At 73.6% G+C, this 19,285-nt stretch carries 17 protein-coding genes; 11 read left to right on the forward strand and 6 right to left on the reverse strand.

Translation table 11 applies throughout. The features are described from left to right. The first annotated feature begins 151 nt into the window (after nt 1-151). Nucleotides 152-367: a hypothetical protein gene (locus NR792_RS30785; RefSeq protein WP_375756271.1), complete on the forward strand. Its 216-nt coding sequence runs from the start codon at nt 152-154 to the stop codon at nt 365-367. Further along, complete coding sequence (locus NR792_RS30790) at nt 360-656, forward strand: hypothetical protein (RefSeq protein WP_375756272.1); 297 nt, start codon at nt 360-362, stop codon at nt 654-656. The genes NR792_RS30785 and NR792_RS30790 overlap by 8 nt, the downstream gene beginning before the upstream one ends. An 85-nt stretch (nt 657-741) precedes the next feature. On the opposite strand, the gene NR792_RS30795 is transcribed toward NR792_RS30790, so the two are convergent. After that, nucleotides 742-1,929, reverse strand: a complete 1,188-nt coding sequence (locus NR792_RS30795; protein ID WP_375756273.1) for a hypothetical protein — start codon at nt 1,927-1,929, stop codon at nt 742-744. Nucleotides 1,930-2,033: 104 nt separating this feature from the next. Here NR792_RS30795 and NR792_RS30800 point away from each other — a divergent pair, with 104 nt between their 5' ends. From NR792_RS30800 to NR792_RS30815, 4 genes are all read left to right on the forward strand, one after another. After that, nucleotides 2,034-5,144 (forward strand): MG2 domain-containing protein, encoded by a 3,111-nt coding sequence (locus tag NR792_RS30800; RefSeq protein WP_375756274.1) that lies wholly within the window; start codon nt 2,034-2,036, stop codon nt 5,142-5,144. Next, nucleotides 5,141-7,507 (forward strand): alpha-2-macroglobulin family protein, encoded by a 2,367-nt coding sequence (locus tag NR792_RS30805; RefSeq protein ID WP_375756275.1) that lies wholly within the window; start codon nt 5,141-5,143, stop codon nt 7,505-7,507. The genes NR792_RS30800 and NR792_RS30805 overlap by 4 nt, the downstream gene beginning before the upstream one ends. A gap of 209 nt (nt 7,508-7,716) precedes the next feature. Next, nucleotides 7,717-8,754: a trypsin-like peptidase domain-containing protein gene (locus NR792_RS30810; protein ID WP_375756276.1), complete on the forward strand. Its 1,038-nt coding sequence runs from the start codon at nt 7,717-7,719 to the stop codon at nt 8,752-8,754. Nucleotides 8,755-8,812: 58 nt separating this feature from the next. Further along, nucleotides 8,813-11,182, forward strand: a complete 2,370-nt coding sequence (locus NR792_RS30815; protein ID WP_375756277.1) for a hypothetical protein — start codon at nt 8,813-8,815, stop codon at nt 11,180-11,182. 2 nt (nt 11,183-11,184) lie between these two features. Here the strand turns inward: NR792_RS30815 and NR792_RS30820 are convergent, their stop codons facing one another. From NR792_RS30820 to NR792_RS30830, 3 genes are read right to left on the reverse strand one after another with little or no spacing between them, the layout of a single operon-like run. Continuing rightward, nucleotides 11,185-11,985, reverse strand: coding sequence for an SDR family oxidoreductase (locus NR792_RS30820; protein ID WP_375756278.1), 801 nt, complete (start codon nt 11,983-11,985; stop codon nt 11,185-11,187). Nucleotides 11,986-12,013: 28 nt separating this feature from the next. After that, nucleotides 12,014-12,799: a ZIP family metal transporter gene (locus NR792_RS30825; RefSeq protein WP_375756279.1), complete on the reverse strand. Its 786-nt coding sequence runs from the start codon at nt 12,797-12,799 to the stop codon at nt 12,014-12,016. Beyond that, on the reverse strand, nt 12,799-13,578 hold the full coding sequence (locus NR792_RS30830; protein ID WP_375756280.1) for an alpha/beta fold hydrolase: 780 nt from the start codon (nt 13,576-13,578) through the stop codon (nt 12,799-12,801). Before NR792_RS30830 ends, NR792_RS30825 begins: the two co-directional genes overlap by 1 nt. Nucleotides 13,579-13,666: 88 nt before the next feature. On the opposite strand from NR792_RS30830, the gene NR792_RS30835 reads away from it, so the two are divergent. The 3 genes from NR792_RS30835 (at nt 13,667) to NR792_RS30845 (ending at nt 15,204) form a co-directional block, all read left to right on the forward strand. After that, on the forward strand, nt 13,667-14,203 hold the full coding sequence (locus tag NR792_RS30835; RefSeq protein ID WP_375756281.1) for a nuclear transport factor 2 family protein: 537 nt from the start codon (nt 13,667-13,669) through the stop codon (nt 14,201-14,203). A 134-nt stretch (nt 14,204-14,337) separates the two neighbouring features. Further along, complete coding sequence (locus tag NR792_RS30840) at nt 14,338-14,739, forward strand: hypothetical protein (RefSeq protein ID WP_375756282.1); 402 nt, start codon at nt 14,338-14,340, stop codon at nt 14,737-14,739. 54 nt (nt 14,740-14,793) lie between these two features. Continuing rightward, nucleotides 14,794-15,204: an SET domain-containing protein gene (locus tag NR792_RS30845; RefSeq protein WP_375756283.1), complete on the forward strand. Its 411-nt coding sequence runs from the start codon at nt 14,794-14,796 to the stop codon at nt 15,202-15,204. An 18-nt stretch (nt 15,205-15,222) separates the two neighbouring features. On the opposite strand, the gene NR792_RS30850 is transcribed toward NR792_RS30845, so the two are convergent. Continuing rightward, nucleotides 15,223-16,899, reverse strand: a complete 1,677-nt coding sequence (locus NR792_RS30850; protein WP_375756284.1) for an amidase — start codon at nt 16,897-16,899, stop codon at nt 15,223-15,225. An 81-nt stretch (nt 16,900-16,980) separates the two neighbouring features. Here NR792_RS30850 and NR792_RS30855 point away from each other — a divergent pair, with 81 nt between their 5' ends. Then, the gene (locus NR792_RS30855) at nt 16,981-18,108 is read left to right on the forward strand and encodes a BMP family protein (protein ID WP_375756285.1); all 1,128 of its coding nucleotides are present in this window, start codon (nt 16,981-16,983) and stop codon (nt 18,106-18,108) included. Nucleotides 18,109-18,213: 105 nt separating this feature from the next. Beyond that, the gene (locus NR792_RS30860) at nt 18,214-18,699 is read left to right on the forward strand and encodes a VOC family protein (protein WP_375756286.1); all 486 of its coding nucleotides are present in this window, start codon (nt 18,214-18,216) and stop codon (nt 18,697-18,699) included. A gap of 15 nt (nt 18,700-18,714) precedes the next feature. Here the strand turns inward: NR792_RS30860 and NR792_RS30865 are convergent, their stop codons facing one another. Then, nucleotides 18,715-19,269 (reverse strand): hypothetical protein, encoded by a 555-nt coding sequence (locus NR792_RS30865; protein ID WP_375756287.1) that lies wholly within the window; start codon nt 19,267-19,269, stop codon nt 18,715-18,717. Nucleotides 19,270-19,285: the final 16 nt, after the last annotated feature.

A 19,285-nucleotide genomic window follows, 5' to 3' on the forward strand; every position in this document is an offset into this window, starting at 1 on the left:
TGCAATCGTTACCGGTCCCCCTCCGACTGCTCACACGCTGACACCGCAACCCGTTGGGCGGGCTTGCAGGCGATGGCACGGAGATCGCACTTCCTCGGACGACAACGGGACGGGGGAGGCGTGGATGGGCGCAGGGAACACAGTGAAGGTCATGTGCGACCCGAAAGGCTGGCGGGTGGAGGTGGCCCACGCGGGGGGCGTGCGGCGGTACCGGTACGGCAGCGAGTCGCAGGCGCGCTACTTCGCCGCGGTGTTCGAGCTGGGGCCGAGCGTGCTGCCTCCCAAGAACCATGCGCGAAGGCGGCAGCAGCCCAGCTTGGCTCTACCCAATGAGGTCTCTTTCGGAGAGGCTTGGCTGCATGAGTGATGCTCCCAAGACCAAGCCCTTCATCCTCCCCAACCGGCAGCACGTCACCAAGGAGCCGGATCCCGGCGGCCGCTGGTCCGCGCAGTTCCCGGACACCATCGGCTACACCAGCCAGGGCGGCGGCAAGGTGCCAGCCGACTTCGGGTGGAACACCAACCCCAAGCAGTGGCAGGAGGAGATGACTCCGGACACGCTGGCGGCACGCTTCGAGGAGCTGCGCGTGCTGCCTCCGAAGAAGGACGTCCCCGTGCTGCCCGCGCCCACGCCGGCGTCGCCCACGAAGCCCTGAAGCTCCGGTGCAGCTCTGGTGAAGCGCCCGGCCGTTCGCTTCCAGGGCCCGGTGGCTCACCGGGCCCTGTCGAAGCCCTGGCCCGCTAGCTGAACGGCAGGCTGGCCAGGCGCTCGCGGAAGCGGGCCAGCAGGTCGCGCGCGCCGGCCTCGTTGAGCCCCTCCGCGGCCTCCTGACGGCCCTTGCGCAGGAAGGCGTCGAAGGGCGCCGAGCGGCCGGAGAGCGCGCCCGCCGCCGCCACCGCCTCCTCCAGGACGCGCGCCGCGCCCGGGGAGCCCAGCTCCAGGTGCATGTCCACCTGCTCCAGCCGGACGCCGCTCGCGGCCCACACGGCGCGGTCGTGCACGGTGAGCCACGTGCGCGTCAGCTCCTCCATCGCCTCGTCCAGCAGCGCGAGGAAGGGCTCCACGAGCCCGGGCAGCACCTCCGGCCCCAGCTCGGGCCGCGTGCCCGCCGCGCGCAGCCGGCCCCGCGCCGCGACGATCTCGCGCTTGGTGGGCGTCTTCAGCGCGAGCGACGCGGGCAGGGACACGAACGCGGCCAGGCTCTCCTCGGCCTGTCTGGCGAGCGCGGGGCGCTGCGCGTCCGTCGCCTTCGCGGCGCGCTCCAGCCGGCCCTGCAGTGAGCGGCGCAGGTCCGCCGCCGCGCCCCTGAGGGCCACGCGCGCGCCCACCTGGTTGGCGTAGCCGGGCACCACGTCCTCGCGGCGCACGTCCGCGAAGGCCGCGGCGGTGAGGTACACGAGGTCGCCGATGCGGTTGCGGAAGTCCGCGCGCGACGCGGCCAGTTCAGACATCAGCGTCCAGCGGTCGCTCACCACCTCCGGCCGGCGCATCTGCACGCCCAGCTCCTGCACGCGCCTGGCCAGACGCTCCGCGCTGGCGTGCAGCACGGCCTCCGCTTCCTGCGACAGGCGCTCGTCGGAACTCGCGGGGGGCGGGGCCCAGCCGCCGTCGTTGGACACGGCGGGGCGCGTGGGCGGGGGGAAGGCGTCGCGGATGGCGACCACCAGCCGGTTGACGTCCACCAGCGTCTCGCCGATGGCGGGCGCCATCGTCTCCCAGAGCGACAGGTCCGCGGCGTCGTCGGGCTCGGCGGTGGTGGGCTCGTACTTCACGATGCTCAGGTGTCCCAGCCGGTCGATGGCGACGGCGGCCGCCTGGTAGACCTTGCGCAGCCGCGTCGCGAAGTCGCGGTCCATCAAGGCCTCGAGCAGGGCATCGAGGCGGGGCGGCAGGGCATCCTGCGGAGGGCGGTTCTTCGGCGCGGCCATGGCGCGCCACCCTAGCCCAGCCACCCCGTGGATACGTCAACGGGGGGAGGTGGGGACCGGCTCCCGGCGTTCCGGCGTACAGTGGACAGACGGGGAGAAAACGCATGACAGGTGGCATCCAGCGCCGGCGATGGGTGGCCGGGGGGCTCGGGCTGTTGCTTCTGGGGGGAGGCCTGGCCTTCGTGGCTTCCGGGCGGTGTCTGTCCGCCTGGATGTTCCAGGGCGTGGACGTGGCCGCGTGTCCGGACGGCGAGTTCCGCCAGACGGTGGGCGTGTCCGCCACTGGCCTTGCGCGAGGCGCCTCCAGCCAGGTGAGTGTCTGGGCGGAGGCGCACGGGGTCGACGCGAAGGGCCGTGAGCTCGAGTCCCCCGTGGGCCGGGGCACCGCGGCGCTGTTCCTGGTGGACGCGGCCGGCCAGGAGACGCCGCTGCCGCTGGACGCCAAGGGCCGCTGGGCGCGTGACGGCTACGGTCCTCTGACGGCGCCGGTGACGCTGCCCCAGGTGCCGGATGGCGACTACCGGCTGCGCGCGCGCGTCACCACGCCGCTGGGCACCGACACGGTGGACGCGGCGCTGCCCCTGTACGCGCCCGCGCGGGTGCGCGTGCTGACGGACCGGCCCCTCTATGAGCCCGGGCACCGGGTGCGCTTCCGCGCGGTGGCCCTGCGCGCGAAGGACCTGTCGCCGCTCGACGGACGGCCGGGGACGTGGAAGGTGACGGACCCCGACGGAGAGGTGGTGCTGGAGGAGCGCGCGCCCGCGGGCCCCTGGGGTGTGGTGGCCGGGGAGTTCCCGCTGGACCGGGGCGCGCCCACGGGCACGTGGACGGTGGCGTGGACGAGCGGCGGCGCGGAGGGCTCCGAGTCCTTCACGGTGGAGCCCTTCACGCTGCCGCGCCTGCGGCTGGAGGCGCAAAGCCCCCGGCCCTTCTGGCGCGCCAACGACACGCCGGAGGTGACGGGGCAGGTGTCGTACGCGTCCGGCGCGCCGGTGGCGGACACGGACGTGACGCTGGCGTGGAGCCACGCGGGCGCATGGCCGCCGCCGACGGAGTGGCTCCGGGGCGAGCTGCCGACGAAGGCGCGCACGGATGCCTCCGGCCGCTTCCGCGTGACGCTGCCGCGCGTGCCCCAGGACCTGCGCGGCCAGGCCACGCTGAGCGCGAGCGTGGAGGCGAAGGACGCCACGGGTGAGCCGGTGCGCGGCGCCGTGTCGCTCCTCCTGTCCGAGGACGCGCTGGCCGTGTCCTCCGTGACGGAGCTGGAGGACGGGCTGGTGGCGGGCTTCAGCAACCGCGTCTACCTGCGCGCCACCACCGCGTCGGGCCAGGTGCTGCCGGGCGCGGAGGTGACGGTGACGCGCGCGTGGGACCCTCGCGACCAGGGCGTGAGCGCGGTGGCGGACGAGGACGGCGTGGCCGCCTTCCAGCTGGACCCGGGCCCCGCGGTGAACGTGGTGGTGCCGCCCCTGCCGGTGCGCGTGCAGCCGCGTCCGCCGCCCGTGTCGCTCGTGTCGTCCCGGGACCTGCTGGGCGCGCAGGGCGGACAGGCGTCGCTCGAGGACCAGGTCGCGCTGGAGGGGCTGCTGCCCGTCCTGCATCCCTGTGCGCGCTTCGTCGCGCCGAACTCCGGTGCCTCCCTGGCGGAGTTCGCGGTGCGGGTGGGCGCGTCCGGGCAGGTGCTGGACGTGGCCGGCGCGGAGGACGGGCTGGACGCGTGCATGGCGTCCGCGGTGCGCGCGAAGGGACTGCCGGCGGGCCGGGAGCGGATGCTCCAGCTGCGCTTCCAGGTGGTGGATGCGGGCCTGCCCTCGCTCCGCTGGAGCACCCAGGCCGCCTCGGGTGAGGAGCGGGGCGTGAACGACGGGCTGACGGTCGCCGCGCTGGATGCGCGGGCGTGTCTGCCCCCCGCGCTGGAGCGCGTCGCGACCGTGCCCGCCGTGCTGACGTGGCGGCGGTGGGCGGACCGTCCGGAGCTGGCGCTGTCCTGGGTGCAGGAGCCCGCGGGGGACGACGCGCTCCCCGCGGCGGTGCTGGCGTGCGTGAAGGAGCGCTTCGCGCGCATCCGCGTCCCGGCCTCGACGCAGGCGGAGCTGCTGGCGGGACGGAGGCCGGCGGAGGCCATGGGTGTGGTGCGCTTCACCGCGCAGCCCACGTATGGCGGCAACGGCGTGCCCCGTCCGCCGCGGGCCACCACGTTCCTGGGCTACGAGCTGAAGGTCCGGGCGAAGTGGGACGGCCAGGACATGGGCGAGACGAAGTTCGTGCTGCGCCCCGCGAGCCTGCCGCCGCTGCGCCTGCGCGCGACACCGGTGCTGGCGAAGGCGGGCGAGTCCGTGAAGGTGGAGCTCTTGCGCGGCCCGGGCTTCGAGGGCGAGCTGCCCCGGACGCTGGTGCTGGTGGCGGGGCAGGCGCGGCTCAAGGAGATGGTGGATCCGGCCACGCGCTCCGTGCGCTTCACGCTGCCCCAGGACTTCGAGGGCTGGGCGGAGGTGGAGGGCGTGGACGCGTCCGCGCGCGTGTACGTGGCACCGCGCGCGGCGCTGTCGGTGGAGGTGTCGCCGGACAAGCCCGCGTACGCGCCCGGGGAACTGGCGCACCTCCAGGTCCACACGCGCGTGGACGGCAAGGAGGGCCAGGCGGCGGTGGGCCTCTTCGGCGTGGATGAGACGCTGGCCCAGCTGGCGCCGCTGCCGGGCGCGGATGCGCTGGACGGGCTGCGGCCCTCGCCGTCGGTGGCCACGCCGGCCTTCGGCGTGCTGGACGGCCAGGCGCTGGCCATGGGCCGCATCCGGGGCGCGAACGCGGCCGCGGCGGCGCTGCTGCGCGTGACGGCGGTGCCCGCGCGGGAGGACCTGGAGACGCCGCTGACGGCGAGCGCCACGAGCCCCTTCTCGCCGGACGCGGAGCTGACGGAGCCGTTCTACGCGGTGCTGACGGAGCTGCACGCGCGCACGCGCAAGTGGGAGGAGACCGCGCCCGCGGGCGAGACGTTGGATCCGGCGGGGCTCGCGCGGCTGTGGGCGGAGTCGCTGGCCGCCTGTGAGCAGCGCGGACAGAAGGTGACGGATGCGTTCGGCCGCAAGCTGCGGTTGTCGCGGCTGCCGGAGGACCTGCTGGCCCTGACGGATCCGCGCGCGGTGGTGGTGAATGGAACGCGGTTGCCGGAGGACGTCGTGAACTGGGGCGCGTGGGTCGCCCGGGAGGCGCCATGAAGCAGCGCTCGTGGATGTCCGGGGCCGTGGGCCTCGGGGTGGGATTCGTGCTGGGCGGGATGACGCTCGCGCTGGTGGCGGGGGACATGCTCCGCCGCCTTTCGGGGAGTTCCGCCGCCGCGCTCGCGGGCGATGCGAGCTTCGACGGGATGGCGTCAGGCTCCCTGCAACGCAAGAAGATGAGCAGCTTCGGCTCGGCGAACTCGTACGACGACGAGGGGGGCGCGCCGCGAGGAGGCGGCGGCCGGGCCGAGCCCCCGATGCCCGCCGCGGCGCCCGTGGCCGAAGTGGCGGCACCTCCGGAGCCGGAGATGGAGGAGGCGCCGGGGGACGCCCTCGCGGACAAGGGGGGAGCGGCCGCGCCCACCCGCGCGTGGTTCCCGGAGACGTTCCTCTTCGAGCCCCTGGTGGTGACGGACGCGAACGGTCAGGCGACGGTGCCGGTGCGCGTGCCGGACCGGCTGACGCAGTGGCGGGTGCTGGCGCTCGCGCACTCGCGCTCCGGCGCGCAGGCGGGGGCGGTGACGTCCTTCGCGGGCACGCTGCCCACGTACCTGGATCCGGTGCTGCCGCCCTTCCTTCGCGCGGGCGACACCGTGCGCCTGCCGGTGCAGGTGGTGAACACCACCGACAAGGCCGTGGAAGCGGCGCTGAAGGTGGACGTGAAGGGCGCGCAGGTGGAGGCCGGCGCGCGCACGGTGCGGGTCCCCGCGCGCGGCAGCGTGGTGGAGATGGTGACGGTGAAGGCCGGAGACGCGGGGCCGGTGACGGTGCGCGCCTCGCTGGGCGACACGGACGCGGTGGTGCGCGACTTCGACGTGTGGGCCACCGGGCAGCCCGTGGTCCAGACGCGCGGCGGTTCGCTGGCGGCGCCGCGCACGCTGTCCCTGACGGGCCCCTCGGACGCACAGGCGGGCAGCGAGCGGGTGCGGCTGCAGGTGTACCCGGGCGCGCTGGGCGTGGTGCGCGCGGAGTTGGCGGCGGTGGAGCGCCGGCCGGTGGACGTGGCCGGAGACGCGTACGCGCTGCTGCTCGCGGGCCAGGCGCCGGAGCTGCTGAAGGCGCTGGGCGAGACGGCGGACCCCGCGGCGCTGAAGGCGCTGGCGCTGGTGTCGACGCAGCGGGTGCTGCGCGCGGCGCGGGCACCGTCGGTGGACGTGGCGACGCGGCTGGCGGAGGGCGCGCTGGCCCACCCGGACAACCCGGTGCTCGCGCGGCTGGGCGAGCGGCTGGTGGCGCAGGTGGCCCAGGCGCAGCGGCCGGACGGCACCTGCCAGGGCGGTGACGGCTGGACGCTCCAGCGGCTGCTGGTGGCGACGGCGGACTGCGCCCGCACGGTGCGCGCGGCGCAGGGCACCCCCGAGGGCAAGCAGCGCGCGGCGGCCTTCACCGTGCGCGCGTCGGGCGTCGTCGAGCGCTACCTGCCGCAGGTGAAGGACGGCTACACGGCGGCGGTGCTGCTGGCGGAGGGCGGGGCGGAGGGCAGCGTGGCGGACACCCTGCGCGCCCGCGTGCGCGAAGCGCTGAAGTCCGGCCCGGACGGCACCGCGTGGCTGCCGGTGGAGCCGGACACGGTGCGCGCGGACGGCCAGGTGCCCTCGGAGGCGGAGGCCACGGCGATGGCGGTGCTCGCCCTCCAGGGCGATGCGAAGGCGCCGCTCGCGGACCTGGGCGCCTGGCTGCTCGCGCACTACACGCCGGGCCTGGGCTGGGGGGATGGGCAGGCGAACCGCGTGGGCCTGCGCGCGGCGCTGGCCCTCTTCAAGGCCCCGCTGCCGGCCCAGGTGCGCGTGACGGTGGCGCGCGACGGACAGGTCGTCACCGAAGGCACCTACGACACGAAGGCGCTGCGCGAGGTGCTGGCGCTGGAGGCCGCCGCGCCGGGCTCGGCGGGGACGCACGCGTGGACCGTGCGCGCGGAGCCCGCGGTGCCGGGGCTGGGCTTCTCGCTGGCGCTGTCCGCGGCGGTGCCGTGGAAGAGCGAGGCGAAGGGCGGCCTGCAGCTGGCCGTGACGGGGCCGAAGGAGGCGCGCGTGGGACAGCTGACGAACGTGCGCGTCCAGGTGGGCGCGCCGTCCTCGCTGCCGCTGCGCTTCCAGCAGGACCTGCCCGCGGGCGTGCAGGTGGATCCCGCCAGCCTGGACGCGCTGGTGTCCTCCGGACAGGTGACCGGGTGGGACGTGCAGGACGGGGCGCTGAGCTTGAGCCTCGCCCCCCGGGAACAGGGCGCGCCGGTGCAGGTGGAGTTCCGCGTGCTCCCCACGCTCGCCGGGACGTTGCAGGCGGGCGCGGCGCGGCTGGGCGTCCCCGGCCGGCCGGACATCACCGCGTCGCTGCCGCCCTCCACCTGGGCGGTGCGCTGACGCACGCTGGCGCCGTGGGGTCATTCTCCACTCACGGCGCCGGTGCAGGCCCCTTCCGTCTGGCCGTGGGGGCGAGTGGAATGCGCGCGGGAAGCGCGGCAGGGGCCCGGCCCGCCAAGCGCTCCACGCCCGGTGCAATCGCTGCCCGCATGCGTACACTGCAAGTCACACAGCGGGTGTGAACATCGCGCGGCCGCGAGAGGAAACGGATGGAGCTTGAAGGCTCCGAACAGGAGGAACTGACCCACGCCCTCCTGGGCGCGTTCACCTCGGTGGAGGACCTCCACCGGATGGTCGAGGTGAAATGCGGCCGCAGCCTGGTGCCCCCCGTCGAGCGGGAGGGGGCGGCGCGGGCGCGGGCGCTCGTGCGCACCGCGGAGGCGGAAGGGTGGACGGACGTGCTGGTGCGCGGCGCGCACGCGGCGGCGCCGGGCCATCCGCGCATCCGCCGCTTCCTCCAGAGCTACCTGTCCTCCGTGCAGCGCAGCGTGTCCGGCAGCGCGCTGGCGCGCATCGTCCAGCAGTCCAGGCTGGCGTTGACGCCGGAGGTCTGGCGTGACCGGCTGACCACGCTGTCGCGGCGCGTGTGCCGCGTGGAGCTGGAAGGGGGCCGCGCGCTGGGCACGGGCTTCCTGGTGGCGCCGGACGTGGTGCTCACGAACTCGCACGTCATCGAGAACCGGCTGCTGGAGGCGCTGCGCGTGCGCTTCGACCTGAAGGTGCTGCCGGACCGCATCGCGGTGCACCCGGGCCGGGTGTACGCGGTGACGGCGTGCCTGGCGCAGAGTCCGCACAGCCCGGCGGACCTGATGCACCCGCGTCCGCGCGAGGCCACGCGCGACGAGCTGGACTACGCCTTCCTCCAGATTCAAGACGCCCCGGGAGAGGACCAGCTGGGGGACCGGCCGCGCGGCTTCATCCCGCTGGCGCCATCGGCGCCCACGGCGTTCGCGCCCGGTGCGCTGGCGCTCGTGGTGCAGCATCCCAAGGGCCGGCCCATGACGGTGGCGCTGGACACGTTCCAGGCGGTCAACCGTTCGCACACGCGCGTCACGTACTGTACGAACACGCACCCGGGTTCGTCGGGCTCACCGTGCTTCACGCCGGACCTGGACCTGGTCGCGCTGCACCACAGCGGAGATCCGCGCCCGGGCCACGAGTCCGCCGAGGACGACGAGGGCATCCCCCTGGACACCATCCGCGCCAGCCTGTCCTCCAGCGTGCTGCGCCGTCTGGGCTGGGACTGAGCTGTAGCGCGCGGTCGAACATGCGGGGCCAGGGGAGGGGGCTGCTATCGTCCCGCGCATGAGCCTTCCCGCTCGAAGCAACAGGGCCGCGAAGGTCCTGCTCCACACGGGCACGACGTTGGCGTGCGCCGTGCTCTGCCTGCTGCCCATGCTCGCGAGCGCCGCGCCACGCTTCGGCCTCGCGGGTCTGTCCTCGAACAACGAGGTGCGCCTGCGCACGTCCACCACGCACCTGGAGACGGTGCTGCGCGTGGACCTGCTGCCCGCGTCCACGGATGCGTCTCCGGACGCGGGCGTGGAGACCACGCGGGTGACGGTGCTGGTGGATCCGCTGCTCGCGGCGGACGGCACGCAGGTGCCGGTGACGGTGCGCGTGGGGACGACGGACGGCGCGGCGGAGGTGCCCATCTCCGTGCGGCAACCCGTGACGGTGACGCTGTCCGCGGACCTGCCCGTGCCCGGTGACTACCAGGGCCGCGTGGTGCTCCTGGGCGACGGCGCGCGGGAGGTCACCCCGCTCGTCGTGCAGCGCGTGGCGTCCGCGCCCACGGTGCAGTTCTATCCGGTGGCGCCCGCGCGTGGCTGGACGCTGGGGCCGTTCTCCGGCAAGGCCACGGTGCGGCTCACCTTCCGGGAGACGGCGGGCGTGGGCGGCGCGGTGGGGCCCGCGGCGGTGGTGCAGCTGGACCGCAAGGCCGGTGGCGCCGGGGATGGCGCGGCGCCCGTGCAGGCGCAGGATGCGAAGTGGTTCTTCCGCGGACCCGAGGGCCAGCCGCTGGGGCCGGGCGGAGAAGGCGTCCTCCAGGTGCCCGCGTATGGCACCGGCCTCCTGAGCCTGGACGTGGGTGACCTGCCGGAGTCCGGCGAGTACACCGGCACGGTGCGGCTGCTCGTGCCGGAGGGCGGTGCGGTGGAGCAGGCCTTCACCGTCTGGGTGAAGACGCCCGCGATGTTCGGCGCGTTCCTCATCTTCCTGGGCGTGGTGACGTCCGCGGCGGTGCGCTTCTACGTGCAGCGCGTGCGCCCGCGCGTGAACCTGCGCAGCCGCGCGGAGGCCGCGCGCCAGAAGCTCCAATCCCTGGTGCCCGCCCGTCCGCTGGAGCGCGAGGCCGCCGTGGCCGCGTCGCTGCGCCGCCAGGTGGACGCGCTCCTCGCGGACATCCAGCGGCCGCTGAGCGGGCTCGTCGTGCAGGACTCCGTGCTCGCCCTCTTCGAGGCGCGCCTCCAGCTCTTCTCCCTCTGGTCCGTGTTGCTGCGGCAGCTGGAAGGGCTCAAGGACGTGGCGCTCCTGGACGCGGAGCGCAAGCTCAAGGCGGTGGAGACGCTGCTCCAGAATGATCAGGCCACGGCCGCGGACTTCAGCGAACAGGCGCAGCTGATGCGCACGCTCGACCTGGAGGCGGTGGCCCGCGCGGTGCTGGAGTCTCGGCTGACGGAGCTGGAGCAGCAGTCGCGGACGCTGGCCTCGCAGCGCGGGGATGATCCGGTGAGCCGCCGGCTCCAGGGCGAGCTGCCCCTGTACGTGCTGCGGGCGCGTCAGCAGCTGCCCGGCCCCGACCTGGAGGCGTCACGCCGCCTGGTGGAGACCGCGCGCGAGGCCTTCCTCGAAATCCTCCTGACGGACCTGGAGGACGCCCTCTCCGCGAAGGAGCTGCCCGGCGGCTTCACGCAGGAGGAGTGGGCGGCGCTGCGCCTGCGCGTGAGCGAACAGCTGGCCCGGGCGCGGGCCCGCATGCACGCCAGCGTGGACGAGGCGTTCCTCTACTACCAGTCCGCGCACGCGCTGTACCTGCGCGAGCTGGTGGACAACCTGGAGAAGGCGCTGACGCAGCTCCAGGCACAGGCCGGCGGCGACCTGCACGCCCTCGCGGACTGGCAGACGGCGGTGGACGCGCGGCTGGCGGCGGCGCGCGCGCACCTGGACAAGGGCGAGGCGAACCTGGCCGCGCCGGAGTACCGCGCCGCGCACGACGACTTCGCGCGCCACGTCACGCCCGCGCCGCCCCCCGTCGCCATGGGCGGCCGGATGGCCCTGGAGCGCGTCCCCTCGGCCGTGACGTTGGATCCGTTCTCGCAGCCCGCCGCGCCGTCGCCCGCGCCGCCACCGCCGCTGCCCGGCGGGCCCGCCAGCGGGAACCTCTCCCCGCTGCCGCCGGCGTCCACGAAGGCGAGCACCGACGTGCTGGTGCACCTGGACTGGATTCCCCTGCCGCGCTCGCGCGACCTGTGGAAGGTGGAGCTCGCGGTGCTGGGGATGATGTCCATCATCGCGGTGCTGCTGGGGCTCCAGGTGTTGGACGTCTTCGCGCCCACCTGGGGCGGCTCCGGCGCGTGGATGACCGCCTTCCTCTGGGGCTTCGGCCTGCACCAGGTGGGCAACGCCACCTTCGACGGCCTGTGGGGCATGGTGTCGCGGATGGAGAAGTAACGTCAGGCCTGCTTGCCGCGGATGGCGCGCGCGGCCAGCCGGTCCACCAGCGCAGGTGCCACCAGCTTGAGCACCTGTCCCACGCGGCCGGTGAGCGTCATCACGACTTCACGCTCGCGGCGCTCCATGCCGCGCAGGATGAGGTTCACGCAGGTGTCCACGTCCATGGTGGGGCCCGCCTCGTCGCGGGGGCTCTGTCCCAGGGGCCGGCCCTCCGGGCCCAGCGCGTGCGCGCGGATGTCCGTGGCCACGAAGCCCGGCGACACCACGAGCACGTCGGTGCCGGTGCCCAACAGTTCGATGCGCAGCGAATCGAAGAAGCCCTGCATGGCGTGCTTGCTGGCGGCGTAGCCGGTGCGCATGGGCACGCCCGTCTTGCCCGTCAGCGACGACACGGCGACGAGCAGCCCCTTGCGCGCCTTGATGTGCGGCAGCGCGTGGAAGGTGCAGTGCACCGCGCCCAGGTAGTTGATGCGCATCAGGCGCTCGTAGAGGCCCAGGTCCTTCACGTCCTCGAAGCGCGAGTGCATGGTGATGCCCGCGTTGTTGACGAGCACGTCCACGCCGCCGAACGCCTCCACCGTGCGCTCCACCAGCCGGCGGCACGCCTCCGGGTCGCCCACGTCGGTGGGCACCGCCAGCGCCTTGCCACCCGCGGCCTCGCACCGCGCCTTCACGCGCTCCAGCGCCTGGGCATCCCGCGCCGCCAGCGCCACGTTCGCGCCCCGGCCGGCCAGGGCCACCGCCAGCGCCTCGCCGATGCCCGCCGAGGCACCGGTGACAATCACGGACTTTCCTTGCATGGCCCCATCCTCTCAAGGGCGCCGTCCTTCAGCCATGGCCTCCCGTGAACCGCTCCGCGAAGTGCAGCCCGCCAATGAGGAGCAGTCCACAGAGGAAGCCCACCACGCGCTGGCGCGAGTCCGGGCCCCGGCGCAGCTCCGGCAGCAGGTCCACCGCGCCGATGTAGAGGAACGAACCCCCGGCGATGGCCAGCACCGTGCCCTGGAGCGAGGGCAGGTATTCCGTGCCCAGCAGCACGCCCGCCGCGCCCACCGCCGCGGTGAGCTGCACCGCGCCCAGCGCGACGAGCGCCCGCGCCCGGGACCAGCCCGCGGCGCGCAGGAGCGCGTAGTCGCCCACCTCCTGCGGGAGCTCGTGGACGATGACCGCGAACGCGGTGGCGAAGCCCGCGTGCGGAGACACGAGGAAGGCCGCCGCGACCGCCGCGCCGTCGCCCACGTTGTGCAGCGCATCCGATGCGAGCAGCGCGCTGGGGAGCGTGGGCGCGCCCGGATGCGCATGATGATGGACGTGGCCGTGCGCGTGTCCAGCGGCGGCCTCCGCGTCGTGGTGGTGATGGCCCAGCGCCCACTCCACGAGCGCCAGCGCGACGAAGCTGGCGAAGGCCCACGCGAAGGCGGCCTCGCCCCGCGCCTCCACCGCCTCCGGGAGCACCTCCAGGAAGACGGTGCTCAAGAGCGTGCCGGCGGCGAACGCCACCAGCGCGGGCAGCCGCCGTTGCAGCCAACGCTCGGACAGCACGCCGCCCGCGAGTCCGGCCAGGCCGTCCAGCCCCACCGCGAGGAAGACGAGCAGGACGGTCCCTGAATCCATCAGGGGGCCATCAGCCACGCGAGCACGGCCTGGAGACCGTCCACGTGCACGAAGTGGCCGGCCTCCGGGAGGACGGCCACGGGGCAGCCGCCGGCCTCCAGCCGCCGCGCGCTCTCCTCCGACACGTACCGGCTGCGCCCACCCCGGATGCAGCGCAGGGGCGGGTGGACGGGGCGCTCCACCGCGGGCCACAGGTCCTCGCCGTTGACGCGCCGGTGCAGGCGGTGGAGGGCGTCGCGGTCGAAGCGCCAGCGCACGCCGTCACCGTCGGGCGTCAGGTTCATCAGGAGCCAGTCGGACAGTCCCTCCGACAGGCCGTTGCCGGTGAGGTTCGCGCGCAGGTCCTTGCGGCTGTCCGCGCGCGGCGGGGCCTTCAGCAGGATGTCGAGCACGTAGCCGCTCTCCGACAAATCCAGCGGCACGGGGCCGGGCGCGATGTCGAGCAGCGCCACGCTGCCCACACGCTCGGAGGCCTCCAGGCTCGCGGCCAGTGACACGCGGCCGCCCAGCGAGTGGCCCACCCAGTCCACCGCGCCGGTGAAGCCCTTCGCTTCGAGCGTGTCCACGACGTCGCGCGCGAGCGTGGTCAGGTCCGCGTCCGGGGGCAGGGCGGGGGAGGTGCCGTGGCCGGTGAGGTCCGGCAGGAGGATGCGGCGGCGCGGGTCCGCCTGGGTCCACGCGACGGCCAGCGAGCGCAGGTTGCGGCCCGTCCCGAGGAAGCCGTGCAGCATCACCGTGAGCACGTCGCCCGTGCCCACCTGGAAACTTTCGAGCACCACGCCACCACCGCCTTGTGTCGCATGCCTTGACCTGGGGGCACGCCTGCCGCTTCATACCGCGAACCCCCTTGGCGTCGAGGTGAACCCGATGGCTTCCGTCTCCTGGTTGTTGCTGGCGCTTGGCGCAAACCCCGTCGCGGCCCCGGCCCAGGCCGCCCCGGCGGACCCGAAGGTGGCGGTGGCCACCGTGCTGGATGACTGGCACCGCGCGGCGGCCGTCGCGAACGAGCCGCGCTACTTCTCCTTCTTCACGCCGGACGCGGTCTTCATGGGCACGGACGGCACGGAGCGCTGGACCGTGGACCAGTTCCGCGCGTGGGCGAAGCCCTACTTCACCAAGGGCAAGGCGTGGTCCTTCAAGTCCGTGTCCCGCAACGTGTTCCTGTCCAAGGACGGCCAGGTGGCCTGGTTCGACGAGGCGCTGGACACACCCAACCTGGGCCCCGCGCGCGGCAGCGGCGTGCTGGTGAAGGATGCGGCCGGCTGGAAGATTGCCCAGTACAACCTCTCCGTCCCCATCCCCAACGACTTGATGGGCGAGGTGACGAACCGCATCGCCACGTACTCGAAGGCGAAGCCCGCCACACCGCCCGCCCCAGCGCAGCCGCCCGCGAAGAAGCCCTGAGCGCTTGCCTGCCTGCGTCATGGCCGGAAGCCATGACAGAACCATGACAAACGCATGGCGGAGCTGAGGCCCTCCGCCATTTCCTACGCTGTAGGTTGGTGTCCTTCGCCGCTCTGCACCGGAGGCCTCAACCCATGCGTGTCATCACCCCCGACCTTCTCGTCGCGGCCGTGACGGAACTCTCCCGGGGAACGAAGCTGGTCCGACTGAAGGACGTGCTGGCCTGGTGTGAGTGGAACGGGGTGGATGCCCATGGCGACGGCCTGAAGAACCAGGCGCTCTTTGACGCGGAGCGAGCCGAGGCCCAGACGCAGCGCCGGCTGCTGAAGTTCAAGAGCGGCGAGTGCAAGCAGTCCCGGCTGGGCTGGGCGCTCGTCGCCCACGGCGCCAAGGCTCGCGAGCTGGCCACGGAGCTGCGCTGGTGCGAGCAGCTGTGGAATGGCGTGGACTGGGTCTGGCTGGGCGGCATCGCCCCCGTCCCCGAGCGCCGTCCCAACCGCGTCCGGGACGTGGAGCAGGCGCCCGCCTCCCCGTGACCTGGGGGCGTGCTTAGGTTCGGGCAGGCACCCTCCTTCCGGGAGGGTTTCTCCATGAACAATCCCGAACTCGATCGCCTGATCTCCGAGAACCAGTTCCATCCCAACATCGAATGGCGCCTCATCCCTGGAAAGGGACGGGGCGTCTTCGCGCGCCGGCTCCTGCCGAAGGGGACGCTCGTGGAGTGGGCGCCCATCAGCCGCTTCCCCGCGAGCGACCTGAAGCCGGCGGACCACCGCGACTGCCAGGCGCACCACCATGTCTTCACCTGGGGCACGGAGCCCGGGCGGGAGAAGGCGTACGCGTGGGGAATGCTGGCGCTCTACAACCACTCGAAGACGCCGAACGTGGAGCTCATCGACGGGCCGGTGCCGGACACCGGCGCCGCCGTGGCGCTGCGTGACATCCAGCCCGGCGAGGAGCTCTGTCTGGACTACGGCCTCACGTGGTTCGAGGCGCACTGAAGGCGCGCCCCGCGGGCTTCAGGGCAGAAGGTGGACGTGGATGCCCGGCGTGCGGCGCTCCGTCGCGCGCTCCACCACGCGCCCCAGGCGCAGCAGCAGGTGCTCTTCGTAGGGTCGCCCCATGAGGTGCACGCCCACGGGCAGGCCCGCGCGGTCGAAGCCCGCGGGGACGGAGAGGGCAGGGCAGCCGGTGAGGTTCGCCAGGCGGATGAAGCGCATCAGCGCGTCCACCACCGGCAGGTTGGACTCGCCCGCCGGGAGCGCCGCTTCGGGAATGGCGGGGGCGGTGCTGGCCGTCGTCGGCGTGACGATGACGTCCACGTCCGCCATGAGCGACAGCAGCTCCCGCGTCAGCCGGTGCCGGTGCCGCAGCGCATGGATGAGGTCCGTGGCCCGGAAGTGACGCCCCAGCGCCAGGTTGGTGCGCGAGTCGAGCCCGAACACCGACGCGCGGGCCTTCACCTGCGGCAGCATCGCCTCCGCCATCTCGCTCAGGATGATGCAGCTGTGCGTCCAGAGAATCGTGTTCAGGTCCGGCGCGGGAAGCTCCACCACCGTGGCGCCCGCGTCGGTGAGGGCGCGCACGGCGTCGCGGCAGCGCGCCACCACGTCCGGGTCCGCGTCCTCGAAGTAGGGCGTGCAGAGGCCCAGACGGAGGCCCTTGAGCGCCCCGTCCTCGTAGCCCGACAGGTGGTGCGGGGGCTGCTGCCGGGAGGCGACGTCGTGTCCGTCCGTCCCCGCGACAATCGCATACACCGCCGCGACGTCATCGACGGTGAGGCCCAGGGGGCCCACGTGCGCCACGTTCCAGCACAGCGGCGGCACGCCCGTCTCCGGGATGCGGCCCCAGGTGGCCTTGAGCCCGACGAGGCCGCACAGCGCGGCGGGGATGCGGATGGAGCCGCCGCCGTCCGCGCCGATGCTCGCCGGACACAGCCCCGCCGCCACCACGGCGCCGGAGCCGCTGGAGCTGCCGCCGGTGATGTGGCCCCGGTTCCACGGGTTGCGCGCGGCGCCGTGGTGCGGGTTCAACCCGATGGGGTTGATGCCAATCTCATGCATGTTGGCCTTGCCCAGGATGACGGCACCCGCGGCCTTCAAGCGCGCGGCGACGGTGGAGTCGGTCCGGGCCGGCTCGGTGCGGAACGTGGTGCCCAGCGTCGTGGGGAAGCCCGCCAGGTCCAGCTCGTCCTTGATGACGACGGGCACGCCGTCCAGCACGCTCAAGGGCGCTCCCGCGCGCAGCCGCTCCGCGGACGCCTCCGCCGCCCGCAGCACCTCCTCCGGCTTGCGAGCGATGAAGAGGCCCAGGCGGTCCGCGCCGCCGTCCAGCCGTTCAATGGCTTCGTGGGCCTTGCGTGTCACGGCCACCGGATCCGTGCTCCCGTCCCGGTAGGCACGAGCGAACGCCGCCACCGTCTCCCGCTTCGGCTCCACGGGCGAAGCGGCGGCCGCGCGCGCGGCCTGTTCCACGGGTGTCTGTGATTCGGTGGCGGGCGCCCCCGGTGGCAGCGGGTACTGGATGGGCGGGGCATCGCCAGCGGACAGCTCGCGCCACTGCTCGACGCCGCTGTCCCGCATCAGCTTCTCCACCAGCGCCGGACCCACGCCGCCCCGCTCCAGCGTGTTCACCATGGCCTTGAGGGCCATGCCAGAGAGTCGCGGAGCCTTCACCGGAGCGCGTCGGTAGGTCATGGCGGGCAGCCTACCTCCCTGTCACGTCTCGAGGGGCCGGTCCGGAGGCGGTCCCGGCGGCGTGATACACAAGGCAGTGTCATGAGCCCGCACCGCCGAATCATCTCCGTCGCCCTGTGTCTGCTGGCCGCCTCCACCGGTTGCAAGAAGGAGGCGCCCGCCGCGCCCTCCAAGCCCACCATCGGGCTGGTGCTGGGATTGGGAGGCCGTGGCGACCACGCCTTCAACGACTCCGCCCTGCGAGGGCTGGAGCTGTGGGCCGCGGGGGTGAAGTACGAGAAGGCCGGCTACCAGGAGGCCTCCCTGTCCGAGCGGCAGTCCTCGCTGGGGCCCGACCTGGCGCCCCGCGCGCAGGAGCTGGCCCCGCTGGGCATCACGCCGGTGGTCCTCCAGAGCCGCGTGGCGGAGGACTACGAGCCGAACCTCCAACTGCTCGCGGACCAGCACGTGTCCATGGCGATGGGCGTGGGCTTCATGCTGGAGAACGCCGTGGAGGCGGTGGCGCGGCGCAATCCGTCGCTGCCCTTCCTGCTGGTGGACAGCCCGCTGCTGGACGCGCAGGGCCGGGTCCTCACGCTGCCCAACGTGCGCACGGTGGTGTTCCGCGAGGAGGAGGGCTGCTTCCTCGCGGGAGCCCTGGCGGGACTGGCCACGAAGACGGGCCGGGTGGGCATGGTGGGTGGGATGAGGATTCCCCTGGTGGAGCGCTACGAGGCGGGCTTCCGGGCCGGCGTGGCCGCGACGAACCCGAACGCCACGGTGCTGGTCAACTACACCGGCAGCTTCACGGACTTCGCCCTGGGCAAGCAGGTGGGGCAGGACCTGCTGCTCAAGAACACGGACGTCGTCTTCGCCGCGGCCGGCGTGGACGGCCTGGGCGCCATCCAGGCGGTGAAGGAGGCGCGCGAGGCCGGCAAGACCGTGTATGTCATTGGCGTGGACTCCGACCCGTCCCACCTGGCGCCGCAGGCGGTGCTGTCCGCCGTCGTGAAGCGCGTGGACCTGGTCGTGTACGAGGCCATCCGCGAGCAGCGCCAGGGGCGCCTCCAGGGAGGGAACGTCTCGCTCGGCCTGAAGGAGGGAGGCGTGGGGCTGGCTCCCGTGCGGCTGGACTTCCCTGGCAAGGAGGACGCGCTGCGCACGGTGGACGCGCTCCGGGCCCGCATCATCTCCGGGGAGCTGAAGGTCCCCACGCAGCCTGCTCCCTGAACACAAGGCAGGGCTCGTACGACTGGGAGGGGGGAGGGCGGTCCGGCTTCGTGCTACTGCCTGGGGCCGGCACGGCGTCCACCGTAGCCCCAGGAGGAGTCCCCCATGGCCGTTCCCCAGAAGATCGTCACCTGCCTGTGGTGCAACTTCAACGCGGAGGAGGCTGTCGCCCTCTACACGTCTGTCTTCAAGGACTCGAGGGTCCTGAACGTCACCCGGTACACGGACGCGGGCCCCGCGCCCAAGGGCACGGTGCTGACCATCGACTTCGAGCTCGCGGGACAGCGCTTCATCGCGCTCAACGGAGGACCCGGCGTCCCCTTCACGGATGCCGTGTCGTTGAGCGTGGACTGCGACACGCAGGCGGAGCTGGATGAGCTGTGGGACAAGCTCATCGCGGGCGGAGGCAAGCCGGTGCAGTGCGGCTGGCTCAAGGACCGCTTCGGGCTGTCCTGGCAGATCGTCCCCACCTATATGCAGCAGGTGATGCTGGACCCGGACGAGGCGAAGCGGGACCGCGTCATGCGGGCGATGATGAAGATGGTGAAGCTGGACATCGCCGAGCTGAAGCGGGCGGCGGAGGCGCGGTAGCCGCGCCGCCTCCGTCTAGAAGGCGAAGAGCGGCCCGCGCGTGTCCACCTTCAGCTGGCCCTGGTTGATGGCCATGATGAGCCGGCGCAGCAGGTCCTCGCGCTGCTGCATCGTGAGGGAGGGGACGGACGCGGACAGCTCGCGCGCCTGGGCCTCACCCCACTTGCGGCCGGAGAGGGCCCGGTCCACCACCTCGTTGCCGCGAGCCCAGGCCGCGGCGTTCTGCGCTTCCGGCACGGGCGGCTCCTGGGACGGCCGGTCGTCGTCCTGGGGCCCGGGTCCGGAAGCCTGGGCCTGGGCCTGGGCCTGCAACGCGCGGGTCACGGCCTGCTCCAGGCGGGCGTCCAGGTCCGCCGGCAGCTCGGGCGCCCGGGCCGGCGCACCGGGCAGCGCGGCCACGGGTCCCTGGCGCTGCGCGAGCAGCTGGTTGAGGCGCCCCTCCATGCGCTCCAGCCGGGCCTCCAGGTCCTGGGCGCTGGCGGAGGCGCGCTGGCCCTGCACGAACAGGGCGAGCCCCGCGCCGAAGAACATCAGGTTGAGCACGACGAGCGTGCGGCTGGGTGAAGACATGGCGCGGGGCTGCCTC

Origin of the sequence: Corallococcus exercitus (genome assembly GCF_042231735.1) — a bacterium.
Classification (GTDB): Bacteria; Myxococcota; Myxococcia; order Myxococcales; family Myxococcaceae; genus Corallococcus; species Corallococcus exercitus_B.